Source organism: Nocardia sp. NPDC005998 (genome assembly GCF_040614395.1).
Lineage (GTDB): Bacteria > Actinomycetota > Actinomycetes > Mycobacteriales > Mycobacteriaceae > Nocardia.
In genome coordinates this window covers 148527-174606 of sequence record NZ_JBEXUI010000012.1, presented here as the reverse complement: position 1 = coordinate 174606, position 26080 = coordinate 148527, and the positions used below count along the sequence as shown (strand labels likewise).

General features: G+C 64.9%; 21 protein-coding genes and 2 pseudogenes. 17 read left to right on the top strand and 6 right to left on the bottom strand.

What is annotated here, in order from left to right; genetic code table 11:
* Positions 1–58: 58 nt before the first annotated feature.
* Positions 59–772: an SDR family oxidoreductase gene (locus ABZ293_RS19055; RefSeq protein WP_355182238.1), complete on the bottom strand. Its 714-nt coding sequence runs from the start codon at positions 770–772 to the stop codon at positions 59–61.
* A gap of 553 nt (positions 773–1325) precedes the next feature.
* Here ABZ293_RS19055 and ABZ293_RS19050 point away from each other — a divergent pair.
* From ABZ293_RS19050 to ABZ293_RS19010, 9 genes are all read left to right on the top strand, one after another.
* Positions 1326–2525 (top strand): helix-turn-helix domain-containing protein, encoded by a 1200-nt coding sequence (locus tag ABZ293_RS19050; protein ID WP_355182236.1) that lies wholly within the window; start codon positions 1326–1328, stop codon positions 2523–2525.
* Between the two features lie 176 nt (positions 2526–2701).
* Positions 2702–4159 (top strand): dihydrolipoyl dehydrogenase, encoded by a 1458-nt coding sequence (lpdA, locus tag ABZ293_RS19045; RefSeq protein ID WP_355182234.1) that lies wholly within the window; start codon positions 2702–2704, stop codon positions 4157–4159.
* 11 nt (positions 4160–4170) lie between these two features.
* Positions 4171–5349: a pyruvate dehydrogenase (acetyl-transferring) E1 component subunit alpha gene (pdhA, locus tag ABZ293_RS19040; protein WP_355182232.1), complete on the top strand. Its 1179-nt coding sequence runs from the start codon at positions 4171–4173 to the stop codon at positions 5347–5349.
* A 19-nt stretch (positions 5350–5368) separates the two neighbouring features.
* The gene (locus ABZ293_RS19035; RefSeq protein ID WP_354953944.1) at positions 5369–6352 is read left to right on the top strand and encodes an alpha-ketoacid dehydrogenase subunit beta; all 984 of its coding nucleotides are present in this window, start codon (positions 5369–5371) and stop codon (positions 6350–6352) included.
* A gap of 24 nt (positions 6353–6376) precedes the next feature.
* Positions 6377–7666 (top strand): dihydrolipoamide acetyltransferase family protein, encoded by a 1290-nt coding sequence (locus ABZ293_RS19030; protein WP_355182230.1) that lies wholly within the window; start codon positions 6377–6379, stop codon positions 7664–7666.
* 858 nt (positions 7667–8524) lie between these two features.
* Positions 8525–9109 carry a MarR family transcriptional regulator gene (locus tag ABZ293_RS19025; RefSeq protein ID WP_355182229.1) on the top strand — a complete coding sequence of 195 codons (585 nt, stop codon included), beginning with the start codon at positions 8525–8527 and terminating at the stop codon, positions 9107–9109.
* Positions 9110–9185: 76 nt separating this feature from the next.
* Positions 9186–9680, top strand: coding sequence for a hypothetical protein (locus ABZ293_RS19020; RefSeq protein ID WP_355182228.1), 495 nt, complete (start codon positions 9186–9188; stop codon positions 9678–9680).
* Between the two features lie 93 nt (positions 9681–9773).
* On the top strand, positions 9774–10706 hold the full coding sequence (locus tag ABZ293_RS19015) for a haloalkane dehalogenase (protein WP_355182318.1): 933 nt from the start codon (positions 9774–9776) through the stop codon (positions 10704–10706).
* Between the two features lie 271 nt (positions 10707–10977).
* Entirely contained in the window at positions 10978–11424 is a 447-nt protein-coding gene (locus ABZ293_RS19010; protein WP_355182227.1) for a MarR family transcriptional regulator, read from the top strand.
* Between the two features lie 189 nt (positions 11425–11613).
* On the opposite strand, the pseudogene ABZ293_RS19005 reads toward ABZ293_RS19010, so the two are convergent.
* Positions 11614–11763 (bottom strand): annotated as a pseudogene (locus ABZ293_RS19005) (IS630 family transposase); the annotation flags it as partial.
* Between the two features lie 450 nt (positions 11764–12213).
* Here ABZ293_RS19005 and istA point away from each other — a divergent pair.
* Both istA and istB read left to right on the top strand, forming a co-directional pair.
* A complete protein-coding gene (istA, locus tag ABZ293_RS19000; protein ID WP_355182316.1) occupies positions 12214–13686 on the top strand; it encodes an IS21 family transposase in 1473 nt (490 codons plus the stop codon).
* A complete protein-coding gene (gene istB, locus ABZ293_RS18995; RefSeq protein WP_355182225.1) occupies positions 13683–14456 on the top strand; it encodes an IS21-like element helper ATPase IstB in 774 nt (257 codons plus the stop codon). The genes istA and istB overlap by 4 nt, the downstream gene beginning before the upstream one ends.
* A 199-nt stretch (positions 14457–14655) precedes the next feature.
* On the opposite strand, the gene ABZ293_RS18990 is transcribed toward istB, so the two are convergent.
* Together ABZ293_RS18990 and ABZ293_RS18985 are read right to left on the bottom strand one after the other, a co-directional pair.
* Positions 14656–15099, bottom strand: a complete 444-nt coding sequence (locus ABZ293_RS18990; RefSeq protein WP_355182223.1) for a nitroreductase/quinone reductase family protein — start codon at positions 15097–15099, stop codon at positions 14656–14658.
* Positions 15100–15644: 545 nt separating this feature from the next.
* Positions 15645–18380: a LuxR C-terminal-related transcriptional regulator gene (locus ABZ293_RS18985; protein WP_355182221.1), complete on the bottom strand. Its 2736-nt coding sequence runs from the start codon at positions 18378–18380 to the stop codon at positions 15645–15647.
* A 474-nt stretch (positions 18381–18854) separates the two neighbouring features.
* Here ABZ293_RS18985 and ABZ293_RS18980 point away from each other — a divergent pair, with 474 nt between their 5' ends.
* The 6 genes from ABZ293_RS18980 to ABZ293_RS18955 all read left to right on the top strand — a co-directional run bounded on the left by ABZ293_RS18980 (position 18855) and on the right by ABZ293_RS18955 (position 24003).
* A complete protein-coding gene (locus tag ABZ293_RS18980) occupies positions 18855–19094 on the top strand; it encodes a hypothetical protein (RefSeq protein WP_355182219.1) in 240 nt (79 codons plus the stop codon).
* Positions 19095–19619: 525 nt separating this feature from the next.
* Complete coding sequence (locus tag ABZ293_RS18975) at positions 19620–20588, top strand: alpha/beta fold hydrolase (RefSeq protein ID WP_355182217.1); 969 nt, start codon at positions 19620–19622, stop codon at positions 20586–20588.
* A complete protein-coding gene (locus ABZ293_RS18970; RefSeq protein WP_355182215.1) occupies positions 20585–21475 on the top strand; it encodes an alpha/beta hydrolase in 891 nt (296 codons plus the stop codon). The genes ABZ293_RS18975 and ABZ293_RS18970 overlap by 4 nt, the downstream gene beginning before the upstream one ends.
* A gap of 294 nt (positions 21476–21769) precedes the next feature.
* A complete protein-coding gene (locus tag ABZ293_RS18965) occupies positions 21770–22255 on the top strand; it encodes a DUF1772 domain-containing protein (protein WP_355182213.1) in 486 nt (161 codons plus the stop codon).
* A gap of 423 nt (positions 22256–22678) precedes the next feature.
* Positions 22679–23284, top strand: a complete 606-nt coding sequence (locus ABZ293_RS18960; RefSeq protein WP_355182211.1) for a hemerythrin domain-containing protein — start codon at positions 22679–22681, stop codon at positions 23282–23284.
* 86 nt (positions 23285–23370) lie between these two features.
* Complete coding sequence (locus tag ABZ293_RS18955) at positions 23371–24003, top strand: MspA family porin (RefSeq protein ID WP_354953978.1); 633 nt, start codon at positions 23371–23373, stop codon at positions 24001–24003.
* Between the two features lie 373 nt (positions 24004–24376).
* Here the strand turns inward: ABZ293_RS18955 and ABZ293_RS18950 are convergent.
* Positions 24377–24631, bottom strand: a pseudogene (locus ABZ293_RS18950) (IS110 family transposase); the annotation flags it as partial.
* 450 nt (positions 24632–25081) lie between these two features.
* Positions 25082–25612 carry a MarR family transcriptional regulator gene (locus ABZ293_RS18945; protein WP_355182209.1) on the bottom strand — a complete coding sequence of 177 codons (531 nt, stop codon included), beginning with the start codon at positions 25610–25612 and terminating at the stop codon, positions 25082–25084.
* Positions 25613–26080: the final 468 nt, after the last annotated feature.

The window sequence follows — 26080 nt, the reverse complement described above, 5'->3', positions numbered from 1 at the left end:
TCAGGAGACGGTGTCGTGTGCGCTCGGGGCGGGAAGCACACCGGTCGGGGGTGGCGGTTCAGCGGCCCGCGCCCTGACCACCGTCGACGTTGAGAACCGCGCCGGTCACATACGGTGCGTTCTCGAGGTAGAGGACTGCGTCCACGACATCGGAGACCTCGCCCATGCGGCCGATGGGATGCATCGCGGCCAGCGCTTCGTGATACTCCGGGGCGTGCATCGGCGTCCTGACGACACCCAGCGCGACCGCGTTGGCGCGCAGACCGCGCCCGGCGTACTCAATGGCGAGCGCCTTGGTCGCCGACTGCAGTCCACCCTTGGTCAGTGACGCCAGCACCGAGTTCACATCCGAGCTGGCATGCTCGACGAGGCTGGTGGTGATCTGCACGAGGTGACCCGAGCCCTGGGGGAGCATCGCCGCGACCACGCGGCGGGTGATGTGGAAGAACCCGGTGACGTTCACGCCCACGACCAGGTCGTAGTCGGCCTGGGTGTATTCGGTGAACGGCTTGGCGAGGAAGACGCCCGCGTTGTTGACCAGGGTGTCGATGCGGCCGAATCGATCCAGCGCGGCCGCAACGACCTGTTCTGCGGTGCCGGGATCGGCGATGTCGCCCTGCACGGTCACCACCTCGGGGTCGTCGGATGCGGTGATGGTGCGGGAGGTGGCGACGACACCGAAGCCTGCCTTGCGGTATCCCTCGACCAGTCCGGCACCGATGCCCTGTGAGGCGCCGGTGATCACAGCCACTTTCTGCGGTTGCATGCTCATCTCATGTGCTCCTTTGCGTATCGGCCGAGTGAAGACGACCGGTCATCTACTTAACCAGTCAGATTGTGTGAGGGATACCGACTGGCAGCAGATCTGTGCGACTTTCTGGCTCCCAGCACGGAGGATTTCTGTCCTAGCGGGCGCCGGCAAGTACTCGGCGCCCGCTTTACGGCAGCGGGCCCGATCGCGCTGTGCGCTTGGTAGCTACAAGTTTGCTATTTGCGAAGGCCGTCAGCGTGTTTCCGATCCGATACGCCGAGGTGTGAGGCGCTGGCCCGAGTGGGGCATCGCCGGCGGTGATCTCGGATGCTGAGATAGTTGGTACCCGCGACTGAATCGTGTAGGGATATGGGCGGTGGCCTATGGGGCATGCGGGTTTTCGGAAATCCGTTGTCCGCCAGTTCGACTCGGCTCGATGCCTGCCGCGGTCCCGTCGGGAATATCCGGGTCGCTGCCTATGGCGTGGGCGCACGCCACAAACGCTGCTCCAGCAGTGCCCGGCGGCGCTATCACCGTGCGGTCGGCCGGGGTGCTCGGCGTAACGTGTGCTGATATGGCGGCACCCAAGAAGGCCGGGTCCGCGTTGGGATCACCGGAACTGGCTACGGCACTGCGGGGCGAGATTCCTGAACTGACCCGGCGGTTGATGGCGGCTATCTTCACCGACAATCCGGAGTGGACCGATTACTCGGCGGTGACACGCGCGGATCTGCGGGATGGATGCCAGCGGTTCCTTACCCGGATTCTGGACTTGCTCGGTGGGCAGGCTGCTGGGCCTGAACGCGATGATGTGGCGGCGTCGATCGGTGAGTTGCGTGCGGAGCAGGGGGTGCCGTTGGAGGCTATGCAGCGCACGTTCCGGCTTGGCGGGCGCATTGTGTGGGAGGCGCTGCTGGACAAGGCCGGGGATGTGGCGCCCGCACAGTTCCGGGAGATGGGGACTGCTATCTGGGCGGTGATCGACGGGATGTCGTCGGCTCTGGTCACTTCGTATCGCAATACCGAGCTGGATCGGGTGCGGCGGGATGAGCGGCGGCGGCACGGGTTGATCGAGGATTTGCTCGCGGGGCGGGCGCGCGATGCCTTGTTCGCGGCTCGGGCGGCGCGGGAGTTGAACCTGCCGGTGCACGGGGACTATGTCGTGGTGGTGGCGCGTGGTGGGTCGCACCCGCTGCGCATTGGATCGGAAACGGCGTTGGCATCCGTGGGAATTCGTTCGGTGTGGCACGATCGGACGGATTCGACAGTGGGATTGCTCGCGCTGGAGCATCGATCGGTCGAATCTGTCCTGCAGCTGCTGCGATCGCAGGTGCGTGGGCGGGCGGCGGTCTCTGCTGCGGTCGCCGGGTTGGCTGAGATCGTTACCGCGCACGCGTTGGCGCTTCTCGCGCTCGATACTGTGCCGGATGATGCTGTGGGAGTGCTGGTTTCGCTCGATGAGCGCTATCCCGAGGTGCTTCTGCTGCGGTCGCCCGACCTGGCCGAACTGTTGGTGCGGTCCACCCTCGGGCCGGTGCTCGACCTGCCGGTCAAAGAGCGGGATGTGCTGCTGCGCACCCTGGCGGTTTGGCTGGCCGAGAACCGCTCGGCGGCCAATGCTGCACCGCGGCTGCACTGCCATCGGAACACGGTGATCAACCGGCTGGAGCGCATCACCACACTGCTCGGCCGCCCGCTGGAGGGACAGCGTCCCTACCTGGAGCTTTCCCTTGCGCTGGCGGCTCTCAACCTCGGCGGACAGGCCCGCGACTAACCCGAGCGAAACCGCTCGTCCCAACAACCGAATTGGGCGCAGCGCCCAATTCGGATGCTGGATTAATGGACTTCGAGGTCATTGTTTGGGCTTCTGATTACCAGAACACTCGGATGAACGACCCACGACGCAACCCAAGGTGGGTCGGCTTCATTCGAGGATGAGGAGCACCACGAGTGCCGGATTTCGATCTTCTGGTGGTCGGCGGCGGTCCCGGCGGGTACGTCGCGGCCATCCGTGCGGCCCAGCGCGGCCTGCGCGTCGGATTGGTGGAGAAGGAGCGCCCGGGCGGCGTCTGCCTGAACTGGGGCTGCATTCCCACCAAGGCGATGCTGCGGTCGGCCGAGATCTTTCAGACCATCAAGGACGCCGCGGATTTCGGTATCCACGCCGATAATGTCCGCTTCGACTTCGCCGCTGTGCGTCAGCGCAAGGATGGCATCGTCAAGGAACTCACCGACGGCGTCGGCGGCCTGCTGAAGGCCAATGGCGTGACCCTCATCGAGGGCCATGCCCGGTTCACCGGCCCCAGCACCGTGGAGGTGTTCGAGGCGGGCCAGTCGCCGGTCTTCCCCGGTGGGCCCCGTTATGCTGCCGCGCCGACGGCTACCGCCGTCCGCAACGTCAGCGCCACCGACGTGATCATTGCGACCGGTTCGGTGCCGGCGCTGCTGCCTGTGCCGGGCGCAGACCTGCCCGGTGTTATCACCTCCGACGGCGCGTTCGGGCTGACCGAGGTGCCCAAGCGGCTGGTCGTCATCGGCGGCAGCGCGGTGGGCGCGGAGTGGGCGAGCCTATTCGCCACTTTCGGCAGTGAGGTCACTGTCGTTGAGATGCAGGATCGCCTGGTTCCGTTGGAGGACAAGGAGATCGGTGTCGCGCTTGGGCGCTCTTTCGGCAAGCGCGGCATCAGCGTGCTGACCGGCTCGACCGTCACCGGAATTGTGCAGGCGGAGGGCGCGCTGCGCGTCGGCGTGGGCGGACCGAAGGCTCGGGAGATCGATGCCGATGTGGTGCTGGTCGGTGTGGGACGCCGCCCCAATACCACCGAGCTCGGCCTGGATCTAGCTGGAATCGCCACGGACGCACGGGGTTTCATCCCGGTCGACGAGCAGCTGCGCACCGGTGTCGAGCATGTCTATGCCATTGGCGATGTCACCGGCAAGGCGCTGCTCGCGCACGTCGCCTCGCACCAGGGCCTGACCGCGGCCGACGCTATCGCCGGCTACGACGCCCACATCGACTACGCCGTGATCCCGGCCGCGACCTTCACCCATCCGGAGATCGCCAGCGTTGGCCTCACCGAGGACGCCGCCCACGCTGCCGGCCACGAGGTGATCAGTGCCAAGTTCCCGTTCGCAGCGCTCGGCCGCGCCAAGACCTTCGGCGAGACCGAGGGCTTCGTGAAGATCGTCGCCGGTGCGCGGCATCAGGAAGTGCTCGGCGTGCACATCATCGGCCCGTCGGCCAGCGACCTGATCGCCGAAGGCGCCCTAGCGATTTCGCTCGAGGCCACCCTCGAGGAACTCGCCGACACCATCCACGCCCACCCCACCCTCGGTGAGATCGGCATGGAGGCGGCCCTGACCGGGCTCGGCCTGCCGGTACACATCGCGCCACCCAGGAAGCGTTGAGGAGACCCCTCATGACCACCAGCACCGCACCCCGCAAGCCGTCCCGCAAGGCGAGCCGACCCGCCGAGGGCCACCCGGCCACCGCGGAAACCGCTCCGCCCGCGGCCGCCGCGATCGACTCGGGCGTGGCCGACTCGATCGCCGCCGCCGTGACCGGCCCGGTCCAATCCCGTATCGCCGCAGAGGATCCCGGTACCCTGCGTGGCTTGTACCGCGACATGCTGTTCGTGCGCCGCTTCGAGGAGCGCACCGCGCAGGCCTACCAGCAGGCCAAGATCGGCGGCTACTGCCACCTCAACCTGGGTGAGGAGGCCACGGTGGTCGGCATGGGCGCGGCCATGCGCCCCACCGACTACCTGTTCACCAACTACCGAGAGCACGGCTACGCACTCGCCAAGGGCATCGAGCCCGGACGTGTCATGGCCGAGCTGTACGGCCGCTCCACCGGAACCTCCAAAGGCTGGGGCGGTTCCATGCACATGTACGACACCGCGACTCGCCTGCTGGGTGGTTACGCCATTGTGGGTGGCCAGGTTCCGTTGGCGGTCGGCGCGGCGCTGGCCATCGACTACCGCGGTGGCGATGACGTGGTGGTGTGCCAGATGGGGGAGGGCACCACGAATATCGGTGCGTTCCACGAGTCGCTCAATATCGCGGCACTGTGGAACCTGCCGATCGTGTTCTTGGTGATCAACAACCAGACCGGCATGGGCACCACCGTCGAGAAGTCTTCCGCCGAACCGGATCTGTGGAAGCGCGCGTCCTCGTATCGCATGCGTGGTGAGCGCGTGGACGGCACCGATGTGCTCGCCGTGCGCGATGTCGCGAGCGAGCTCATCGAGACCGCGCGCCGCGAAGGCAAGCCCGCACTGCTGGAGGCGGTGAGCTACCGCCTCAAGGGTCACTCCGTGGTGGATCCGGCGAAATACCGTGCCAGCGAGGCGGTTTCGGTCGCCCGCGAGAACGACCCGATCGTGCTATGGCAGGCAGCCCTGCTGAACGCCGGTGTGCTGACCAAGGATTCGGTCGCAGACATCGAGCAAGAGGTCGGCGCCCAGGTAGTTGCCGCCGTCGAATTCGCCGACGCCAGCCCGCATCCCGAGCCGTCGAGCCTGTTCGACTACAACTACGCAACCCCGGTGGCCGCCGACTCCCGCCGCCTGCCCGCCGATCCGCTGTTCACCCACTAAGGACATCACCGTGGCTGTCATGACCTATCGCGAAGCGCTGCGCGAAACCCTCCGCGAGGAGATGCGGCGCGACGACGACGTCTTCCTCATCGGGGAAGAGATCGGCGTCTTCGAAGGCTCCTACAAGATCACCGCCGGCCTGCTCGCCGAATTCGGCGAGAAGCGGGTGCGCGACACCCCGATCGCCGAAGAGGGTTTTGTCGGCGCGGCTATCGGCGCGGCCATGCTGGGCCTGCGTCCGGTCGTGGAGATCATGACGATCAACTTCTCGCTGCTGGCGCTGGACCAGATCGTCAATCACGCCGCCAAGATCTACGGCATGTTCGGCGGCCAGACCAGCGTGCCCATGGTCATCCGCACACCGGGCGGCGGCGGCCAGCAGCTGGGCGCGACGCATTCGCAGAACATCGAGCTGTACTACGCGTTCGTGCCCGGATTGAAGGTGGTCGCCCCGAGCACCCCGGCCGATGCGCGGGCGCTGCTCAAGGCCGCCATCGACGACGACGATCCGGTGCTGTTCCTGGAGAACCTCTCGCTCTACAACACCAAGGGCGAAGTGCCGCAGGATCTTCCGGCCGTCGAGATCGGCAAGGCCGCGGTCACCCGCGAAGGTAGCGACATCACCCTGATCGGCTACTCCCGCATGGCGACCGTCTGCACCCAGGTCGCCGAAAAGCTGGCCGCCGAGGGTATTTCCGCCGAGGTCGTGGACCTGCGCAGCCTGCGGCCCCTGGACCGCGACACCGTCGTGGCCTCGGTCAAGAAGACCGGCTGCGCCGTCATCGGTGAGGACGACTGGCTCACCTACGGTATCGGCGCGGAGGTGGCGGCCTCCATCTCCGACGGCGCCTTCGACTACCTCGACGCGCCGGTGCGCCGCGTGGCCATGGCCGAGGTGCCACTGCCCTATGCCAAGCCACTGGAACGGCTGGCCCTGCCGTCCGCCGATTCGCTGTACACCGCCGCCGTGGAAACGCTTGCGGCCGTGGGCAAGCGGCGCTGACACCGGAAACCGGAGGACAGAACAATGCCCGAAATCACCATGCCACGCCTGTCCGACACCATGGAGGACGGCGTCGTCTCGAGCTGGCTCAAACAGGTCGGCGACAAGGTCACCCGCGGCGAAGTGGTCGCCGAGATCGAGACCGACAAAGCCCTCATGGAGCTCGAGGCCTACGACGACGGCGTGCTCGAGCAGATCATCGCCGCCGAAGGCACTCGCGTCCCGATCGGCGAGCCGATCGCCATTGTCGGCGACGGAAGCGGCGCCGCGACTCCGGCCGCCCAGCCGGCCACCCCAGCACCGGCCGCTCAGTCGGCGGCTCCGGCGGCCCAGCCCGCCGCGGCGAACGGTGCCGCGGCAGCTGGGAACCGCAGTGCGCCATCGACTTCCGCACCCGCCGTTGGCCCGACGGCGGTGGGTTCCGACGAGCGCAAGAAGTCCTCGCCGCTGGCCCGCAAGATCGCCCGCGAGCTCGGCGTCGACATCGCCACCGTGACCGGCACCGGCCCCGGCGGCCGCGTGACCCGCCATGATGTCGAATCCGCCCATACCGCGGGCGAAACCGCCGCCCCCGCAGCAGCCCCGGCCGCCGCCCAAGTCTCGTATGCCGCACCGGCTTCGGGCGACTACGACGAGATCCCGCTGACCAGCATCCAGCGGGTGTCCGCCACCCGGCTCACCGAGAGCAAACAGCAGGCGCCGCACATCTACCTGACCAGCGCCATCGACGTGACCGATCTGTTCGCCTTCCGCGCCGAGATCAACTCGACCTTGGCCAAGACCGGCTCGGCCAAGGTCAGCGTGAACGATCTGCTGGTCAAGGCCGTCGCCGTCGCACTGCGAGCGAACCCGACGGTCAATGTCTCCTTCGCCGGGGACAAGCTCTACCAACACCACGGCGTGCACATCGGCGTTGCGGTCGCGACCCCAGCGGGCCTGCTGGTTCCGGTCATCCGCGACGCCGATCGCAAGACCGTCTCCGCCATCGCCGCAGAGACCCGCGACAAGGCTGAACGCGCCCGTGACCGCAAACTGAAGGCCGACGAGATGAGCGGTGCCACCTTCACCATCTCCAACCTGGGCATGTTCGGCATCGAGCACTTCACTGCCGTGATCAACCCGCCCGAGTCCGCCATCCTCGCCGTCGGCGCGGCGACCGACGAGCTGCGGCTGGAGGACATGCAAGTGGTGAGCCGAAAGATCCTGCGCATCACCATGTCCGCCGATCACCGCGCCATCGACGGGGCTGTCGCCGCCCAGTTCCTGGCGCAACTGAAGGACCTGCTGGAACACCCCTTGCTTATCGTCGCGTAAGAGTACGGAGTCAGGGCCGCAGCCCCGGACCCCTTGACGGGCAGTTGAAGCGGACCGGATAGGTGGGCGGCATAGCAACGACAGGGACCGGGCCGGTTTAGGCGGAGATCCAGCGTCTCGCCCGCCCGCATTCAGCGCACCGACGTGCCAAGCGACCGAAGAAAGCCACGGGAAACGACTTGCTGAGGAGGATAAGGCGCTTATCGTCCTCGGCGTGCGCCACGTCTGCCCGGGCTGTTCGAGCGGTTGTCCGAGACCCAGGGCAGCGGAGCGGTCGTCCTGAGGCAGCGGCAAACCCACGACTGTGGCGGTGGACCGACTGACACCGGCGGTCCTCATTTGCCAGACGTCGTCGAGCGTTCGACCCTGACAAACCGAGCTCTGATGGGAAACGGACGCGTAACAATGTTGGTCACATAGGCCTCGTAGCCGATCACATGGCCGTACGTGTGCTCCCAAAGGCGGTGCACGCCTGGTATAGAGGGGCACCTCTTGCCTTCGCCGAGCGGGCTGCGCTCGAACAGCCCATCATCGCCGCCGCACGACATCGAAGAAGGCAGTTGCACCGCAGGTCGGATGTATCGATGCCGACCGGCGCAGTTGTCGGATTGGTGATGGTCGCATCCGTCGGTGCGAATCAGGTGGGGCGCAGGTCTATTCCGGCTTCGAAGGCTGGATCCTTGGATTCGCTGCGCTTCGAGTACCAATACGGGCAGCAGCACCGGGGGCGCTTCCTCGGCCTCTTCTAGCGCGACCTCGCAACCCGCTCCGGCGAGCCCTGGCGAAAGGCGCCACCTTATATTTTATATGAGATGCGAATAATATGAGATGGGTATTTCTTGAGATATAGTCGGGTGTATGAGTACCGATCGGACATGGGGCGACCGGTTCCCTCGGTCGCGCCGGGCGGGGCCACCGCGGCTCGCGGATCCCTCCGTCATCCGAGTACCCCGAATGAGTTCGGTATGGGATCGGGCAGGTGAGCGCCGCCGCCGACGGCTGGCCGTTGCAGTTAAGGAGGAATTGCGTGATCTGAATATCCAGCTGTCGCTACTGAATCGGCGTTTCGGTGGTCGGGTCGAGCTGAGGGAGATCGATTGGACGTGTCTGGACTTGATCAATCGACACGGTCCGCTGAGTCCGTCGGAACTGGCTCGGTGGGTCGGGGTACATCCTGCGACGTTGACGGGAGTCTTGGGCCGATTACAGAAGGGTGGGTGGATCGTGCGTGAGCGTGATCCCGAATCGTCCGACAAGCGTGCGGTGACTGTGCATGCGGTGCATGAGCGTAATTCGATGCTGTTCGAGGCGTTCGCGGGTATGGGCAAGCGCATGGACGAGCTTTGCGATCGATACTCCGAGGCCGAACTCGAAGTGATCGCTGATTTCTTGCGTAGGACCGGCACCGCGGGGTTCGAATCGGCTGAAGAGCTGGCTGAATAGTAAAGCCCATGTCTGGCTCAGCTCGCGTCGTGGCTACCTGATTTGTCCAAGTGAATATCCAGGTGGTGATGTCTCCGTGACGAACGAACTGTTGTCGCAACCGACCGAGCTCGGCAAGGTCGCGTTGGAGCATCGCTTGGCGATGGCGCCGATGACACGGAGGCGGGCGACGCTCGACGGTGTGCCGACAAGTATGAATACCGAGTATAACCGGCAACGGGCGGCGATCGAACTGATCATTGCCGAGGCGACCCAGCCTGCTCTGCAGGGCCGTGCATCGCGACGAGATCCTGCGCTCGCCAGGACGCATAACCGCGTATCCGCGTTCCCCATAGGGCGCACACAACTCGCTCGCTGTCGGAAGAAAGACGGCCGAATCCCGCATGGCGCCCGGCCTGATTCATTCAGTTCCGCCGGCTTCACCAGGCGGTATGTCGCTCATCTGCCGAACTGGACCGGGTCCGTTCTCGAACATGGACCCCGCCGGTCCCGCGTGCCGTCCAACGGGGCACGGACCAACACCCGACGATTGCAAGCCTCATTCTTGCTATATGAAGTCCATATAATATGATAAAGGTATTAGAGGCCATAGGGCATTGGCCGTGCGAGAGTGAGGAGCCTGACAATGGCCAACGCAAGAGTCCGCGTGGGTGCCGCGCAGACGATGTCGGTGTTGCGCACGCCGGAAGAGCGGTTCGAAGGCTTGCCCGCCTATCCGTTTGCGCCGCACTACACCGACATCGACGCTGGTGATGGCGTTGGCACGCGGCTGCGGGTGCACTATCTCGATGAACGCCCTGTCGACCCGGCGCGAGAGACTGAGGAGACCATCCTGCTGCTACACGGAGAGCCGTCGTGGAGCTTCCTGTACCGGCACGTGATACCGCCGCTGGTCAGCGCCGGGCATCGCTGCGTAGCGCCTGATCTCGTCGGGTTCGGCAAGTCGGACAAGCCCACCGACCGCTTCGTGTACACGTATCAGAGTCACGTCGACTGGCTGTCGCAAACGGTATTCGATCGCCTCGACCTTCATAACATCACGATGGTGTGTCAGGACTGGGGCGGTCTGCTGGGGCTACGCTTGCTGGCGGAGCATCGAGACCGGTTTCGTCGCGTGATTGCGACGAACACGTCGTTCCCTACGGGCGACGAGGATCTCGGAGGCTCCTTTGCCCTGTGGCTGCAGCTCAGTCAGCGTGCGAATCCCTTTGACATCGGCCAGGTTGTCGACCGGGGCACCGTGACCGAGCTCGAACCGGCAGTCCTGGCGGCGTACAACGCACCGTTTCCCGATGAGTCGTATCTGGCGGGCGCTCGCCAATTTCCCCTACTGGTGCCTATCGCGCCGTTCGACGTTGCGGCACCGGCGAACCGCCAGGCGTGGGACGCGCTCGGGACGCTGCAGATCCCGTTCTTGTGTGCGTTCAGCGACAAGGATTACGGAGTCGGCGGTGGTGACCGGGTATTTCGTGAGCATGTTCCGGGCGCGGCCGGGCAACCGCACGTGACGATCGCCAACGCCGGTCACTTTGTGCAGGAAGATCAGGGGGCCGCTCTGGCCGTCATCATCGACGAATTCATCCGATCGATGCGCTGAGCCGGTCGCGGAGTGTGCCGTCGCGGCCGGGGCGGAAACCGCCCGTCGAACGGTCGTTGGGTGGTGCCATGGCGGCGGGGTACATCGAAGTGCGGTCTTGAACGTCATGCCGGTCTGATGATGCGCATTCACCCCTTGGTTCGTTCGCATCGGCGCGCCATTTCTATGCTTGCGTGGGTCTGCGTATGATATGTAAGCCGTACAAATGTGGGCGAGGTGGCGCAAGATGAGTTCAGTAGCAGGTCGTGCTTCGACGCGGAGTAAGCGGAGGTTGACGGCCGACGTGCGGGAAGCGTTGCGTGACTTGAATATTCAGTTGTCGCTGCTCAATCGGAGGTTCGGTGGTCGGGTTGAGGTCAAGGATGTCGATTGGACGTGCCTGGATCTGATCAACCGATATGGCCCGCTGTCACCCACGGCGCTGGCACGTCGTGCCGGGTTGCATCCTGCGACGATGACGGGGATCTTGGATCGGTTACAGAAGGGTGGGTGGATCGTGCGCGAGCGTGATCCAGAGTCCTCGGATCGTCGTGCGGTCACGTTGCGTGCTGTGCGTGAACGGAATGCCGAATTGTTCGAGTTGTTCTCCGGGATGAACAACCGCATGGATAAGTTGTGTGCTCGTTATTCGGTGGCTGAGCTCGAAGTGATCGCAGACTTCCTGCAGCGGACCGGCGCGGCGGGTCACGAGGCCGCGGAGGAGTTGGCTGAAGGCTGACCTGGGGTGGCCTTTCTCGACATGGAGCCTGTCGAAACTCGCAGAAGTGTTGCGTATCAACCAGATCGCGGACATCAGCCGGGAAACGCTGCGGCAGATCCTGAAAGCGGTGGGTGTCGTGGCAGGCGACCAAGACATGGAAGGCCAGCAACGATCCCGAATTCACCGAGAAGATCAACCGCGGCGTAGTTCGCTGATGACGGTGCCGTCGGCGATGTCGAACGCGGCGAACAGGCTGGTGATGCCGTGGCGCAGGTAGTCTTGGGTGCGGCGTTCGAGCATGCCTGGCATCATCGGCAGTACCGGTTGCGAGCGGTCGACGGCCTGGACTTGGGCTCTTCTCGTTGACGCAGAGAACACTCCTCTTCGAGGCGCTAGTACGCGTGAGCGGGCCGCACCGGTCAGTGATGTCGAGGCTCGTCAGTCGCCGTTTCGGTGCGGCCGCTGCATCTTCGGTCGTTTAGCGAGAGTTGGATGTCCAAGTGGCACAACGCTTCTCGTGCGAGTCCGGTGTGCCCTCGTCGGTTTCGTGCCGTTCGCTTGCCTGCTGCGGGACCCGTGTAGTGCTACTTCTCCACTCTTGCTAGCGGACACGTGATAATCCGGCTGGGCGGACATGTGGCTCCGGGCTGGCGGACATGATTTCTCCGGATCGGCGGACATCTGGATCTCCGGGACACGCCTGAGTAAATGCGAAACGGGATCTCTTCAGGCGAGTTGGCTGGCGGTGTGTGATCGCTTGCCAATTGCGTCGAAGGGATCCCGTTGACCAAGTCTGACAGGAAGATCATGGAGATTCTGGAAGCGTTCGATCTGACGCGCTGCGCGCATTCGGCCGCGGTGCTGGCGGGGGTGGATGAGAAGACGGTGGCCCGGTATGTGGGCCTGCGTGACGAGGGCCGCGATCCGCTGGGCAAGCAGCGGCGGTCGCGGTCGATCGACCCGTTCATGGGCAAGATCGAGGAATTGGTGGACAAGTCCCAGGGCAAGATTCGTGCTGATGTCGTGCATCAGCGGTTGGCCGCGATGGGGTTCGGTGGCACCGAACGTTCGACGCGTCGCGCTGTCGCCGAGGCGAAGGCGGCGTGGAAGGCCGGCCACCGCAGAAAATATCGGCCGTGGCTGCCAGAGCCTGGGATGTGGCTGCAATTCGATTGGGGCGAAGGCCCACGAGTGAATGGTCGGCGGACGCAGTTGTTCTGCGCGTGGCTGGCGTGGTCGCGGTATCGGGTGGTGATCCCGTCGTGGGATCAAACCCTGGGCTCGCTCGTGCTGGGCATCGATGTGACATTGCGCAGGATCGGTGGCGCGCCAACGTATTTGCTCACCGACAACCCGAAAACGGTGACCGTGGACCGGATCGCTGGGGTGCCGGTGCGGCATCCGGAAATCGTTGCTGCCGGAAGGCATTACGGCTGCAAGGTGGAAACTTGCGAGCCGTTCGACCCGGAGTCCAAGGGCGGTGCCGAGCACACGGTGAAGATCGCGAAAGCCGATCTGGTGCCGACGACGGCGAATCTGCTGCCGGAGTATTCGTCGTTCGCCGAGCTGGCCGACGCCTGCTGGGCGTGGTGCGAGCGGGTCAACGCGCGCCCGCATCGCGAGACCGGTGTCGCGCCGATCGTCCGGCTCGGGATCGAGCGCGAACATCTGCATGTGCTGCCCAGCGCACCGCATGCGATCGCGCTCGGCGAGGAGCGCCTGGTTGGTGACGATCAGACCATCCGGTGGGGATCGGTGCGGTATTCGACCCCGGACGGGTATCAGGGGCAAAAGGTGTGGTGCCGGGTGGCTGGTGAGGAGTTGGTGATCACCGGGCGGAATCCGGTGGGACTGGCCGAGATCGCTCGCCATCAGCTCTCGACCCCGGGAAATCCGCGCATCCTCGACGAGCACTACCCGCATCATGAGGGCGGGGATCTGCCGCGGGTGCGGAAACTCCGCCCGCGGACTGTCGAGGAGATCGCGTTCCTCGACCTCGGTGAAGGCGCGCGCCGTTGGCTGACCGAGGCATCCGCGGCCGGAGTCGCTCGGATTCGGGCGAAGATGACCCGCGCTCTCGAACTCGCCGCGCTCACCGGAGCCGAGTCGGTGGACGAAGCACTCGGTGTCGCCGCGGTCGCCGGCCGCTTCGACGACGGTGATCTGGCCTCGATCCTCGATCACCTGGCCCGCTTTTCCGGTCTGGCCGAAGTGGTGCGCGCCGACGAAGCGCATTCGGTCCAGCCTGGAACCGCTGGTTGGGGGAGGTTCGGCGCATGAGTGCCCCGAAAGCCCCGGTGCTGCCGGAGGAGTTGGACAAGATCTGCCGCCGGATGCGGTTGCCCTATCTGCGCAAAGCCGCACCCGACGTGCTCGCCACCGCGCGAGCTCAACGCTGGGATCCGGCCGAAGTGCTGCGGGTGCTGCTGTCCGAAGAAGTCACCGGCCGCGATTCGGCGACGCGGCGCCAGCGCCGCAAGACCGCGAATTTCCCCACCGGCAAAACGTTTTCGTCCTGGCTGTCGGAGGAATCAACCATTCCTGAGGCCACCCAGAACGCTCTGGCAACCCTGGAATGGGTTGGGCGGCATGAGAACCTGGTGGTCGCCGGAGCCTCCGGCACCGGCAAGAGTCACTTCGTCGAAGCGCTCGCGCATTCGGCGATCGAGAAGGACTTGCGGGTGTCGTGGTTCACCCTCGAATCCCTCGCGGCCACCATCGGCAAGGCCAAAGCCGACGGGTCGATCGCTCGCGCGGTCGCCCGCATCTGCTCCTGCGACCTGATCGTCTGCGACGACATCGGGATGCTGCCGGTGGGCCCGGAGGCCGCCGAAGCGTTCTACCGAGTGATCGATGCCGCATACGAGAGGCGTTCTATCGCGGTGACCAGCAATATCCACCCCAGCGGATTCGACACGATCATGCCCAAGACGTTGGCCACCGCGGCAGTCGATCGGCTCCTTCATCACGCGCATCTCGTGTTGACAAAAGGCGATTCGCACCGGCTCGCCGAAGCCCTCGCCGGCAAGGGCGTGATGCCCCTGGCCTAATAACCATTCATCCGGAGAACTGATGTCCATCGGCCCGGAGATCTGCCGTCCGCCCAGCCGGACCAGCCAAGTCCGCCCGCCCGGAAGTCCCAATGTCCGTTGACAACTCTTATTTGTATGGCTTCCGCATTAGGTACGACACGCGGCGGTCGGGTGTATGGCACTCCTGCAAGTGGGAGAGATGTCCGCTAGTGCTCGATCAAGCGTATTCGACTCGGAACACTGCGATCCGATCTGCTGCGGCGGCCACTCCGTCCGGAGTCGGTGCGTTGGCCAACCCGGTGGTTACGAAGCGCTTGCCGACGCTCTTCGGGCTCGTCGCAACGAGTTCGCGCAGCAGGGGTTGGCGCTGTGCAACCGGAATCTCGACAAGGCGAGCCGTCGAGGACTTTCGTCCCCGTCTCAACGTGACAGTATCTGCGGCCCGCGCGTTGGCCACCCATGCGGCCCTGGGAAACGCCTGGAATATGTACTGACCGCCGTCCAGTTTGTTCACGGCGATCGGAAAGGTGCGCAGCTGCCCGCTGCGTCTGCCCTTGACGGTGAGCAGCTGCATAGGCCCGAAAGCGACACCTGCCCGCTGCAGCCCGACGATGATCTTGTTGAAGGTGTTGGTCGTACGGCGGTAACTATCTGCACTCATGCCGCCGACCTTACCCGATAAAATACTAGAACCATATAATCTAGAACACATATCAAACTGGTTGGCGGACAACTAACCTCGCATCCAGCCTGCGGCGGCGGTTATGAGCGTGGAACGCCTGCCATGCCCAGGTGGCGCCGAACGGGGCATTGAAACGTAGCTGTTCAGCATGCGGCGGTAGACCAGCGATCTGTGCGCAGATCTCACATGGCGATGTCGACGGCCGATGGGGCGGGTACGTCGGAGCCGATGCATCTTGTGCCACAGGCGATTCGAGAGGCGGACTCAATCCAGGGCGGCACCGCCCACACTCTCGTCGCGGTGCGCACCGATCGCGGCGATCGCCTCGACGGCCCGGGGACAATGGGAGAGCCCGGTCCTGATACGTGCGCTTGATAGCGGCGGCTGAAATCGCCACGCACGGAGCTGGGTGTGAACCTCAGACCTCCAAATCCAAAGGGAACCGCGCGAAGTGGCATCCTGATTGCGAGCGTCAGCACCTTCGACCAACCCGTGAGCTGCCTCGGTGGAGGTGGGGTGCTGCTCTAGCGAATCAAACCTAGTTGCCGTGCTCGGGCGACAGCCTCGGTGCGGTTGACGGCGCCGAGCTTGCCGAAGATGTGGGTCAGGTGTTTCTTGACGGTGTCGACACTGACTACCAATTCGTCGGCGATCCGCCTGTTCGATCTGCCTGCGACCAGCAGGCCCAGTACATCGCGCTCACGGGCGGTCAGTTGCTCGACCAGGCCCGGCACCATTGCCGCGGAACTCGACTCGGAACCTTGGACGCCGTGCTGGCTGAGCGCTTGCAACACCCGGGCCAGGTATCCGAGGGGCAGGCCGGGGGCGGCGTGTTCGGCCCGCTGGGCCGCGATCAGTCGGCGGAGTAGGACGCCCATTGGGGCACCCTCGTCGGCGAAAACCCGAACATAGCCTTGCGGGCAGGCGAGTGTGAGCGCATCGGCCAGTGCGTCGACAGCGTCGTTCTCCGCACCGCGAGCGGCTAGGGCCAGCGCCCGTAGCGCCTGGATCTCGATGATGCTCCCCACACGGCCTTGGGTGGCCGCCGCCGCGAGCAATTTGTCCAAGAGTGCAAGTGCCGGGCCGGGCAAGTCTTGGGCGAGCAGCAACCGGGCCAGCACGAGATACTCGAGCTCCCGGGAATAGTCCGGCTCGTCCTCCGCGCTCAGGTCGCGTTCCTTCGTCCAATGGGCCGCCGCGACGACGTCGCCGTGTGCGAGGTGCAACCGCGCCCATTGCGCCGGAACAGGGTTGATCAGGTCGGCCATGGTTGTACCCGATGTGAGCTGCTCGGCCTCGCCGATCGCTTCGATGGCCCCGGCCGGATCACCCTTGGCCTGCCGAATCCACGCCAGCGTCGCCAGCCCCGCGGCCAGCGGCTGAGTGTAGGTTAGCTGCCGGCAGTGTGCGATGCCCTCTGTTACGTCCCGGAGGGCGGCATCGAGCTCGCCTCGCTGGTAGGCCACCTCCGCCATGCCCACGTATCCCATGCCAGCAGTCGATAGAGTCGGCATACCGCGTGGTGCGGTGATCTCGAGTGCCTGCTGGTACGCGCCGAGTGCTGCGTCCAGGCGGCCTTGGGCGCGCTGCACCTGGCCGAGGTGGTAGTAACCTCGAACAGCCAGGGAACGCTCGTCCGCCCCCTGCCACTGTGCGATGCTCGACGTGAAAGCCTGCTCGGCTGCTACGAGCCTGCCGCGCAGCCACTCGGCCAAGCCCAGTTGCCACCAGGTTACGGACTCCAGCATCCATTCGTCCTCGCCGAGTTCGGCCAGTGCCCGTGCGGCGAGCGCGGCCGTTCCCTCGGCATCGCCGTGCAAATAGGCGAGCCAGGCACGAGCGAGTGCGATCGCTGCGGGGACGTTCGCCAGCCAGCTCGCGGACCTGCCGACCGACGGCTCGAACGGCTCTTCACCAGCATCTGCAGGCGTCCGCTGAGCAGCGTCGAGCCGCGGCCCAGCCGCGTCCATGTCGCTACCCACGAGCGCCATCCACGCCTGAGCCAGGCACAGGCGGGGCCGTGACCGGATGAGCTCAACGGGCAGTTCGGAAAGCCAACGATGCACCGTTGCCTGCTCGCCCTGACGGAAGATCCCGTCAAAGTATCGTTCGATCATCCGTGCAGCCCAGCCTGTGTCGTCCGCACGTAATGCGTGGTGTACGGCCTCGTCGGCGAGCTCATGCGCTTCGCACCAGGCTGCCGCGTTTCGGTGCAGTGCCGAGGCATGTCCGGGCTGTTCGTGTTGCAATTGGGCGCGGAGCAGCTCGGCAAACAGATGGTGATAGCGCCACCAGCCGCGTACCTCATCCAGCGGCACGAGGAACAGGCCGGCCAGCTCGATCCCTTCCAACATCTCCTGGCCATCCGCCCGGCCGGTGACGGCATCACAGAGCTCCCCGCTGAGGCGCTCGAGCACTGAGGTCTCCAGCAGGAACCCGCGCATCTGCTCGCTCAGTTGCTCGAGTACCTCCCCGGCCAGGTAGTCCAGGATATAGCGGTGGCTGCCGCTGAACGCTGCTGCGAACTGGGCGGGATTCGCCTGGCTTCGCAGCGAGAGGCCGGCCAACTGCAGGCCGGCTGCCCATCCCTCCGTGCGGGCGGTAAGCACCGTCACTGCCGCGTCGGGCAAGCCGCCGCTGGTCGCTCCACGCAGCAGCGCTGCCGCTTCGTCCGGTGCGAAGCGGAGTTCGTCGGCGCGCAGCTCAGCCAGCTGACCCCGCGCCCGCAACCGTGCTAGCGGCAGCGGCGGGTCGGACCGGCTGGCCAGCACCAGCCGCAGACCTGTCGGCAGGTGCTCCAGCAGAAACGTCAGCGTGGCGTGAACCGGCTGTGTATCAATCAGGTGGTAGTCGTCGAGGATCAGCACTACCTCGTCCTCACCGGACGAAGCGTCCAGCTCATTGATCAGCGCCGTCACCAGTCCTTCGAACGAGGTTGGGGCAGGTGGGCCCAGCAGCGGGCCGACCTGCTCGCCGATTCCCGGGCGCGCCCGATCGAGCGCCGCAACCACGTGCCGCCAAAACCGCGCCGGGTCATTGTCTGCGGCATCAAGCGACAGCCAGGCAACCGGCCGTCGGCCACCTCGAGCCCATTCGGCCAGCAAGCCGGTCTTGCCGAACCCTGCCGGGGCGCAGACCAGAACCAGCCCCTGCTCCAGATCTGCGTCGAGCCGACCGACGAGCCGCGGGCGGGGCACGAAGCCCAGGCGTAGCCCGGGCACACGCAATTTGGTGGCTAGCAGCGCATCCTGCTCGGACATGACACCTCGTAACGGGTAAGCCGCGGACGGCTCAGCCATCGGTAACCTGCCGCTCAGCACGTCCAGCGATGGTTAGCTCGGTTGCTGGCTGGGCCGATTGTAATGGCGAGCCAACCAGGAGATCCCGCTGTGGGACCGCCCGGCATGGGCGGCAACCAGAGAATGCTGTGCCTGCCCTGGCACCACTTTCGGGCCGGACGCGTCTTCGGAGATTCCACCTGCATATCCACCTTTGGGTGACGCGCCGGCCCGGGGGCGTTCGTAGCGTATCGGTGACGGAAATGCCCATCACCAGGAGGAATCGGCAATGGATGCGCTCAGGCTCGACCAGTACACGACCTGTCCCGCGGGCGCCGGGGAAGCGTTCCCTGCGCGTAACGCCTTGCCCGTTGCCATGGCCGCCGCCCTCGGGCTCCTCGAACGGCAGCGCCGATGCGGCCGGGCACTGGTCCTCCACCAGGACCGTGAGCGGGTGTGACGGGCTCGGGATGGCCGGCATATTACGAGATCCGCGTCGATGGCATCCTCGACGACCGGTGGGCCGACTGGTTCGGCGGACTGCAGGTCAACGGCGAGGCCACTGAGACCGCCATCTTTGGCCTGATTGCTGATCAACCTGCGTTGCACGGTGTTCTGACCAAAGTCCGCGACCTCGGACTATGTCTGGTCTCGGTGCGCCGGCTGAGCCCCGACGAGGCCAGGGATGAAAGGTAGCAATGAGACGCAACCGGCACTCGGAAGCCGGAAACCACGGCCCGATTCTTTCACCCACGTCCCCGCGGGCACCCGAGATAAGGAGACCGGCACCACCACCGACGCGGGTACCGAACTGATCAACCAGCACTTCCCACGCCAGTCGGGCGACCGCCTCACCCCTGGCGGTTCGCTCCATTCAGCCGATCACGAGCCCAGCAGTGCGTGACTGCGCGACCAGCGTGCTCGCAGCTTTTGCCCGCGCAGAGCACGTGACGTCGGGCTCCTGCTGGTCCCTGCCGTGATGGAACTGCCCGGCGAGGCCAACTGGTGGTTGCCGCGCCCGCTCGTGCGGATCCTGCCCGACCCGCGGTCCGAGGACCATACCGCGGGTCAGGGGAGGCGGAGCGGCATTGGCCGATCCGGCCTCCCAGCTTGGGGTAACGCCAGGCTCGTGCCCTCGAGCAGTCCGACACGATCGGCCATCCATCGCGAGTCAACAGCCATACCGGTCAGCACCCAACTATCAGAAAAGGACAGCCCCAAATGACCGAACAAGACACATCCGAGTCCGTCGAACGGGAGAAGGTTCGATTCGTCAGCGGCGACACTGCATGTGCCGCTTGGCATTATCGGGGAACCAACGGCGCTTGCGTGATCATGGCAGGCGGGTTCGGGGTACCCAAGGAGCCGGCCACCGACCAGTTCGCGAAGCGATTCAACGATGCGGGGTTTGCGGTCCTGGCCTTCGACTACCGCCGCGTCGGTGAGAGCGATGGGCAGCCGCGCCTCGCGTTTTCGGCCAGAAACCAGCTCAACGATTGGCAGGCCGCGATCGACTTCGCCCGGACTCTGCCGGGAGTCGATCCGACCAAACTCGCAATCTGGGGGTTCTCCGCCACCGGCGGTCACATCTTTCGGGTCGCGGCGCGCAACCCGCAGCTCGGCGCTGCGATCGCACAGACACCGAACCCCGACGGTCCGGCCCTGAGCCGCAACGCCATGCGCCACCAGAAGCCACTGGCGATGCTACGTTTCACCGGCCTGGGCGTTCTCGATGCCCTCGGTAGTCTCGTGGGGCGTCCACCGCGATTGGTGCCGCTCGTCGGAGAGCCCGGGACCGTCGCGATGCTCACGACGCCGGACGGAATCGACACCGGACTCGCACTGCGTTCGCACCTGTACCCGGACTGGCAGCAGATGATCGCTGCCCGCACCGCGCTTCGCTTCACTCTCTATCAGCCCGGCCGCGCCGCGTCCCAGGTGCAGTCGCCGCTACTTGTCATGGTCTGTGACCACGATCAGACGTCCCTCGTCAAGCCATCCGTGAAGGCGGCGAGCCGCGCCCCACGCGGGGAGGTCGTCGAAATATCCGGTCCCCACTACGCCCCGTTCTTGGATAAGCACGAGCAGGCCGTCGAAGCGCAGCTATCTTTCCTGCGCCGGCACCTGTTCGATCATCCGGCAGCGGATCACTCCGGCGTTCCCCATACCTCGCGGGAGCGAACGGTATGAAGCAGATCGAGCTGTCTGCGGGGACTATCGACTACCAGGACACCGGCGGTGACGGCCCCACGATTGTGCTGCTGCACGGATTGATGATGGACGCTTCGCTGTGGGATCGACCAATTGCCGAACTGTCCGTCGACCACCGATGCGTGGCGCCGACATTGCCGCTCGGCGCGCATCGGCACGGGATGCACGCCGACGCCGACCTGTCTTTGCCCGCGATAGCCCAGCTGGTCGCGGAATTCCTCGACCGCCTCGACCTGTATGACGTGACCCTCGTCGGCAATGACACCGGCGGCGCGCTTGTCCAACTGCTCATGGGCGATGGCACCGCACTTGCGCGACAACGCGTGGGGCGGGTCGTACTCGTCTCGTGCGAGGCGTTCGACAACTTCCCTCCCGGGCTGACCGGCAAGCTGCTCATGCTCACTGGAAAGCTCTCGCCAGCGTTGTTCGGGCTGTTCATGCAGCAAATGCGGTTCCGGATGCTGCGGCAGAGCCCGCTCGCGTTCGGGTGGCTGACCAAACGCGGAGACGCAACGGTCGTCGGTTGGATGGAGCCGACCTTGACTCAGCCGGAGATCCGTCGCGACGCAGTGCGAATGCTGCGAGCGGCGGCGGCAGATACGAGCTTCTTGCTCGCCTCGGCCGAGTATCTGCCGAGCTTCGACCGCCCCGCCCTCGTGGTTTGGGCGGCCGACGACCGTGTAATGCCACCCGAACATGGCAGGCGCCTCGTCGAATTCCTCCCGGGGGCACAGTTGATCGAGATAGCAGATAGTTACACTCTCATCCCACTCGACCAACCAGCGAGACTCGCCCGGGTCATCCGGGAGTTCGCTGACCCCTCCCGCACAACCGAGCCGCCGCGCGGAACATCCCGGTCAGCGTGACTCGCCGTGCATGTCGTGTTTTGGAGGGTTCGCTGGTTCGACGTGGGTGGGTATCCCGATCTCATTGGGGCACAAAGGTTTGAGCCTAGTGGTGAGCGAAACAGTCATGGGCCGAGCTCGTCGTGATGCGGCAATGGCGGCAGAGGTGATGACGCCGGTTCGCGGTGTCGTCGACGCCGGGGCCCGACCGAGGTCCATTTGCCACTGTGGACACTATCAGTTTCATATAATATTGAATTCACATTATTTGACTGGCTCTCCCACATCGGTTGCCCAGTAAGGAGTATCAGCGTCATGGGTCCTGTCGCCAAGGTTGCTCGGTTCGCCGGGCCAGTGTTCACCGGTCTCTATGCAGGCTCTCTGCTCACCCTGCTGGTCCTCGAATTGGAGCTGCGGCGCTTCGACGGCTCGGTGTACACGCAGGTAGCGCAGATCAATCTCATCGGGATCCCATGGCTTTCCGGTACAACGTTGATTCCCGCGATGCTGTGCGCGGCGCTCTCGGTGGTCGTCACGATCCGGCGGCCGGGGGCGGCCAAGTGGTGGGCGCTGTCCGCGTTGCTGCTGTTGTTGACCGTGTTCGCTATCTCCTCGGCGATCAACGTTCAGATCACCGCCGCCGAAGATCGGTGGACCGTCGGGGCGCCGCCAGCGGACTGGGCTGTTCAACGAGATCGCTGGCAGGTCGCGCACGCGATCCGCACCATCGCCGCCACCATCGCATTCGTATGTCTGAATGTGCTCGCGGTCTCGGGCCGTCGCCAAACCGGTAAGGCCTGACCGGCTGTCCTCTGTTCGGGCCCACGCCACGCGCCAACTGAACCCGGCGATCGATGCCGCAACGGCAGAGTAGGGCTGGAATTTACGGCGGGGGCACCTGTTGGTCCGATCGCGAAGTGGCAAGCATCACTCGATATGATACGTATATCATATAATATCTATTTCAAAATAATTGATATGATTCTCGTGTCTTACGGTTCCCTGCGGTGACTCGTGTGAGCGATTCACCGGGCGGAGGAGGCCGCGATGATCGTTGCCATCCCAGTGGCCGGACAATCGGTCGCTCAGGCGCATCCATGCTGCTGGATCCGGGCGTCGCCATGTCGGCGGTGACCCGAATTCGAACGGCGACCTGACCCATGGGCGTTCGTCCCGTCGGAGCCGAAGAGACGCATCTGTCCTGCCGTACTCGAAAGGTCTGTTATGCCTATTGATTTCGCCGTCATGTACGCGACGCACGATGCCTTCCGCCGCGACCTGAGCCGACTGGCCGCGGCCGCGGAGTCCGGTCTCGCCGACTCGCCTGGTGTCCGCGCCGGATGGGCGAATTTCAACCGTCAACTGCATGTTCATCACAGCGTCGAGGACGCCGCGCTATGGCCGCGCGTACTCGACGCGCTGCCCGGTCGCCCGCACGACCGGGCACTGATGGCGGAGATGCAAGCCGAGCACGCGGCGCTGGACCCAGCCCTGGCCGCCGTCGAGAAGGGGATGCGCCGACAGTCCGCCGATCTGCCGGAGAGCATCCACAAGCTGACGGAGATTCTGAGCCAGCACATGGCACACGAGGAAAGCAGTGCATTGCCACTCATCCAGGAAGTCCTGACTCCGAAGGACTGGGATGCGTTCCGAGGCGCAATGGCCCGAAAACAGGGTCCATCGGGTGCCGCGGTCTATATCCCCTGGGTTCTCGATGACACAACGCCTGAACAGCGGCGTCGTTTCCTGGCCGCGATGCCCGGTCCGGTCGCCCTGATCAACCGGTTGCTGTGGGAACGCCGCTATCGCAACCGGCGATGGTGGCACTGATCCGGGGTAGCGATGCACCCGACGGAAGACATTGGTTCCACGTAGGTCGGCGTTGGGTCGCCTACAGAAGTTACGGAAGGACATTGATGAAGGGCTCGATTGCAGCGTTGCTGTCTGTATCGGTCGCCACGATATTCGGCACTTGCGCCACGGCTTCGGCGGATCCGATCGCGGACAAATCTCGCGCTGTCGGCACCGTGGACGGCTGGGAACTGCAGATCACGAAAGTTGCGGAAAGTGTTGACAGGCAGCCGAATCTGGCTGATTCGCCGTTTACGCACGAGGGTTTCGTCAGCCTAACGGCGGCCGCTGATATCACCGGAACCGGGCGAACCGCGGTGAACTCCGGGACAGTACAGTTGGGGTATCAGTTGGGCTGCCAGGCCGATGTCACCAACGGTCTCACTGCCGGACTGGCCGCCATGGCAGGGCCGAATGTGATGGTGACGGTCGCACCCGCGCCAGGAGTCGCGGTCGGTGCCGGCGCACAGCTCATGCCGAGTTTGGCAGTGAATATCAAGCCCGGCACCATCACCTCCATTCCGCTCGGCACGAAGATGCTTGCTGGAGCGCACGGCTCGATATCTATCGATCAGGTAGAAATCAAGATCGACGGATGCCTCGGTCAGGTCAGTCTGCGTTCCTTCGCGATCGTAACGATATCCACAGCTACTGCGGATAATTCGACAGCCGTTTACGGGGACCCGACGTGGTTGTGATGCGCACTCCGCGATGCTGGCAGGGCTGGATCCTGGCCTGGTGCGTTTCGGCATCGATGGTAACCGCGGCGGCATCCGGACACGCAGCCCCGATTATTCCCGCGCCCCCGAACGCGACATGTGAGACCTCGGACTCGGCCACTGGATGCGACGCTCCTGTCCCAGCCGAGCATCAGGGTGATCAGGCCCCACGGTTGGATCCTGCACCTGTTCCGCCCCCGATGGTGCCAGCGCCTGGGCCTGGCATTCCGGCCAGCCCGCCTGCCGCAGCACTGGTTCCGCTGTCACCTGGACCCGGTGGCGACGTGCCGATCGTCCCGGCAAACGATTCCTAATCGGGATGTCGAGTGCTTCGTGGCTGCTTTGTCTGGACTCAGGCGGCGATGGAGGGTGAGGCGGGCGGTGCTGGTGTGTGGCGGCGGTTGTCGCGCAGTAGTGCCCAAACGACGTTGACTCGTCGGCGGGCGAGGGCGAGCACGGCTTGCGTGTGGCGTTTGCCCTCGGATCTTTTGCGGTCGTCGAAGATTCGCGATTGTTCGTTGTATCGGATGCTGATCAGCGCCGAGGTGTAGAAGACGTGTTGCAGTCCTCGGGGGTAGCGGTGTGGCCGGTGTAGGTTCCCGCATACCCCGCTGCTGCAGAAGGTCACCCGGCGTGCGGCACGCGCGGATCTGGCAGAACTGACGCGATAGCTGCCGTCTCGATTGCTGAAGCGCAGCCGAATCGGTGTACCCCACCGATGGCGGACCGGCTGGCGAAAGACTCACGCGGCGTAGCACATTCAACGTCGGCAACGGCCATCAGTAGGTTCAGTGTCCGCGCGTCAACATGCGCCGACGACGCCAACTGCATTGATCCACTCGGTACGATCGGCTCCGGCGCCCACTCGCCCACTAATTCTCCCGCCCGGCCCGTACCGAGCTGAGTAGGTCGAGGCAGATGCGGCTGGCGACCTTCGTCGGCCAGCAGCAGCGTAACCAGGCAGTGGGTCGCACCAGACTTCCCGATCAGGACCGTCTGCGTGACGACCTGCTGTCTGGAGCTCCGCGGTTGGGATCAGTTGTTACTTTCTCGAGTGTCACTGTGTCGGCCGGTCGCTACCTGTTGGATCAGCGGGTTCGGCTGATGTGGTGCGGGCCGTGCGTTGTCGGCGCTGCAGGCCGGGATGTACACCGGGGGGCAACCCGGCGTGTGTGGAGACGCGGCGCAGCAGTCGCTTGAGCTGGGTCCGGTCGGCCTCGCCGAGCGGGGCGAGAATTTCGTCCTCGATCGAATTGGCCTCGACCTCGGCGGCTTCGAGTAGCGTGCGAGCGCGATCGGACAGATGGATCGCGTGCGCGCGGCGGTCGGCCGGGTGTGGTCGGCGCTGGACCAATCCCCGTTCTTCCAATTCATCGACGAGCCCGACCATGGCGTTGCGGTGAACACTCAGAAGGTCGGCGAGTTCCTGCTGGCTGCGCCCATCGGCGGCGGCGAGATGGCTGAGGATCCCGAAGTGTGCGGGGTCGAGTCCGAGCGGGGCAAGCCGCATCGTGAATCTGCGCGAGACGTGATAGCCGATCTGGGACAGCAGGAACACCCCTCGATCGTCCAACAACTGATTCGGCACGCATCAACAGTAGCAAGCTAGTCATATTGTCATATAAGATGACAATAACCCACCCCTTGCGCGCCATGCGATGGCTTGCATCGAACGGCCTGCTCGCTTGCGCCGAGCCAGGGTAGTTTATGGGCGGTTGGCCGACGATCTCGGCGTGACCTCGATGACGGTGGGCGAGTGGCTCGAGCGGTTTGTCCAGTCGCGGCGGGACAGATTGCGTGACGGTGAGTGGTCGGGGCGGCCGAAGGGCGAGCTGAGGTTGACCGAGGACGAAGCCGAGCGTCAGCGGTGCAACCGAACGGCCAGAAACTCAGCAATACAAATGGGCTGTTACCTCTCAGCCTCTGCCAACTCCTCCGCTGTCTCGCGACCCACTGGCCGGTCCGCAGCAGGAAGTCTGCGATCACTTCGCGCTTCAGCCGCCGAATAACGATCTCTCTGTGCTCTGGACGAACGGGATTCGCGCACGACATAAGC

Coding starts and splice junctions, on each gene's coding strand:
- ABZ293_RS19055 (WP_355182238.1), bottom strand. CDS start 772: ATGAGCATGCAACCGCAGAAAGTGGCTGTGATCACCGGCGCCTCACAG.
- ABZ293_RS19050 (WP_355182236.1), top strand. CDS start 1,326: ATGGCGGCACCCAAGAAGGCCGGGTCCGCGTTGGGATCACCGGAACTG.
- pdhA (WP_355182232.1), top strand. CDS start 4,171: ATGACCACCAGCACCGCACCCCGCAAGCCGTCCCGCAAGGCGAGCCGA.
- ABZ293_RS19035 (WP_354953944.1), top strand. CDS start 5,369: ATGACCTATCGCGAAGCGCTGCGCGAAACCCTCCGCGAGGAGATGCGG.
- ABZ293_RS19030 (WP_355182230.1), top strand. CDS start 6,377: ATGCCCGAAATCACCATGCCACGCCTGTCCGACACCATGGAGGACGGC.
- ABZ293_RS19025 (WP_355182229.1), top strand. CDS start 8,525: ATGAGTACCGATCGGACATGGGGCGACCGGTTCCCTCGGTCGCGCCGG.
- ABZ293_RS19015 (WP_355182318.1), top strand. CDS start 9,774: ATGTCGGTGTTGCGCACGCCGGAAGAGCGGTTCGAAGGCTTGCCCGCC.
- istA (WP_355182316.1), top strand. CDS start 12,214: ATGGAGATTCTGGAAGCGTTCGATCTGACGCGCTGCGCGCATTCGGCC.
- istB (WP_355182225.1), top strand. CDS start 13,683: ATGAGTGCCCCGAAAGCCCCGGTGCTGCCGGAGGAGTTGGACAAGATC.
- ABZ293_RS18990 (WP_355182223.1), bottom strand. CDS start 15,099: ATGAGTGCAGATAGTTACCGCCGTACGACCAACACCTTCAACAAGATC.
- ABZ293_RS18985 (WP_355182221.1), bottom strand. CDS start 18,380: ATGTCCGAGCAGGATGCGCTGCTAGCCACCAAATTGCGTGTGCCCGGG.
- ABZ293_RS18975 (WP_355182217.1), top strand. CDS start 19,620: ATGACCGAACAAGACACATCCGAGTCCGTCGAACGGGAGAAGGTTCGA.
- ABZ293_RS18970 (WP_355182215.1), top strand. CDS start 20,585: ATGAAGCAGATCGAGCTGTCTGCGGGGACTATCGACTACCAGGACACC.
- ABZ293_RS18965 (WP_355182213.1), top strand. CDS start 21,770: ATGGGTCCTGTCGCCAAGGTTGCTCGGTTCGCCGGGCCAGTGTTCACC.
- ABZ293_RS18960 (WP_355182211.1), top strand. CDS start 22,679: ATGCCTATTGATTTCGCCGTCATGTACGCGACGCACGATGCCTTCCGC.
- ABZ293_RS18955 (WP_354953978.1), top strand. CDS start 23,371: ATGAAGGGCTCGATTGCAGCGTTGCTGTCTGTATCGGTCGCCACGATA.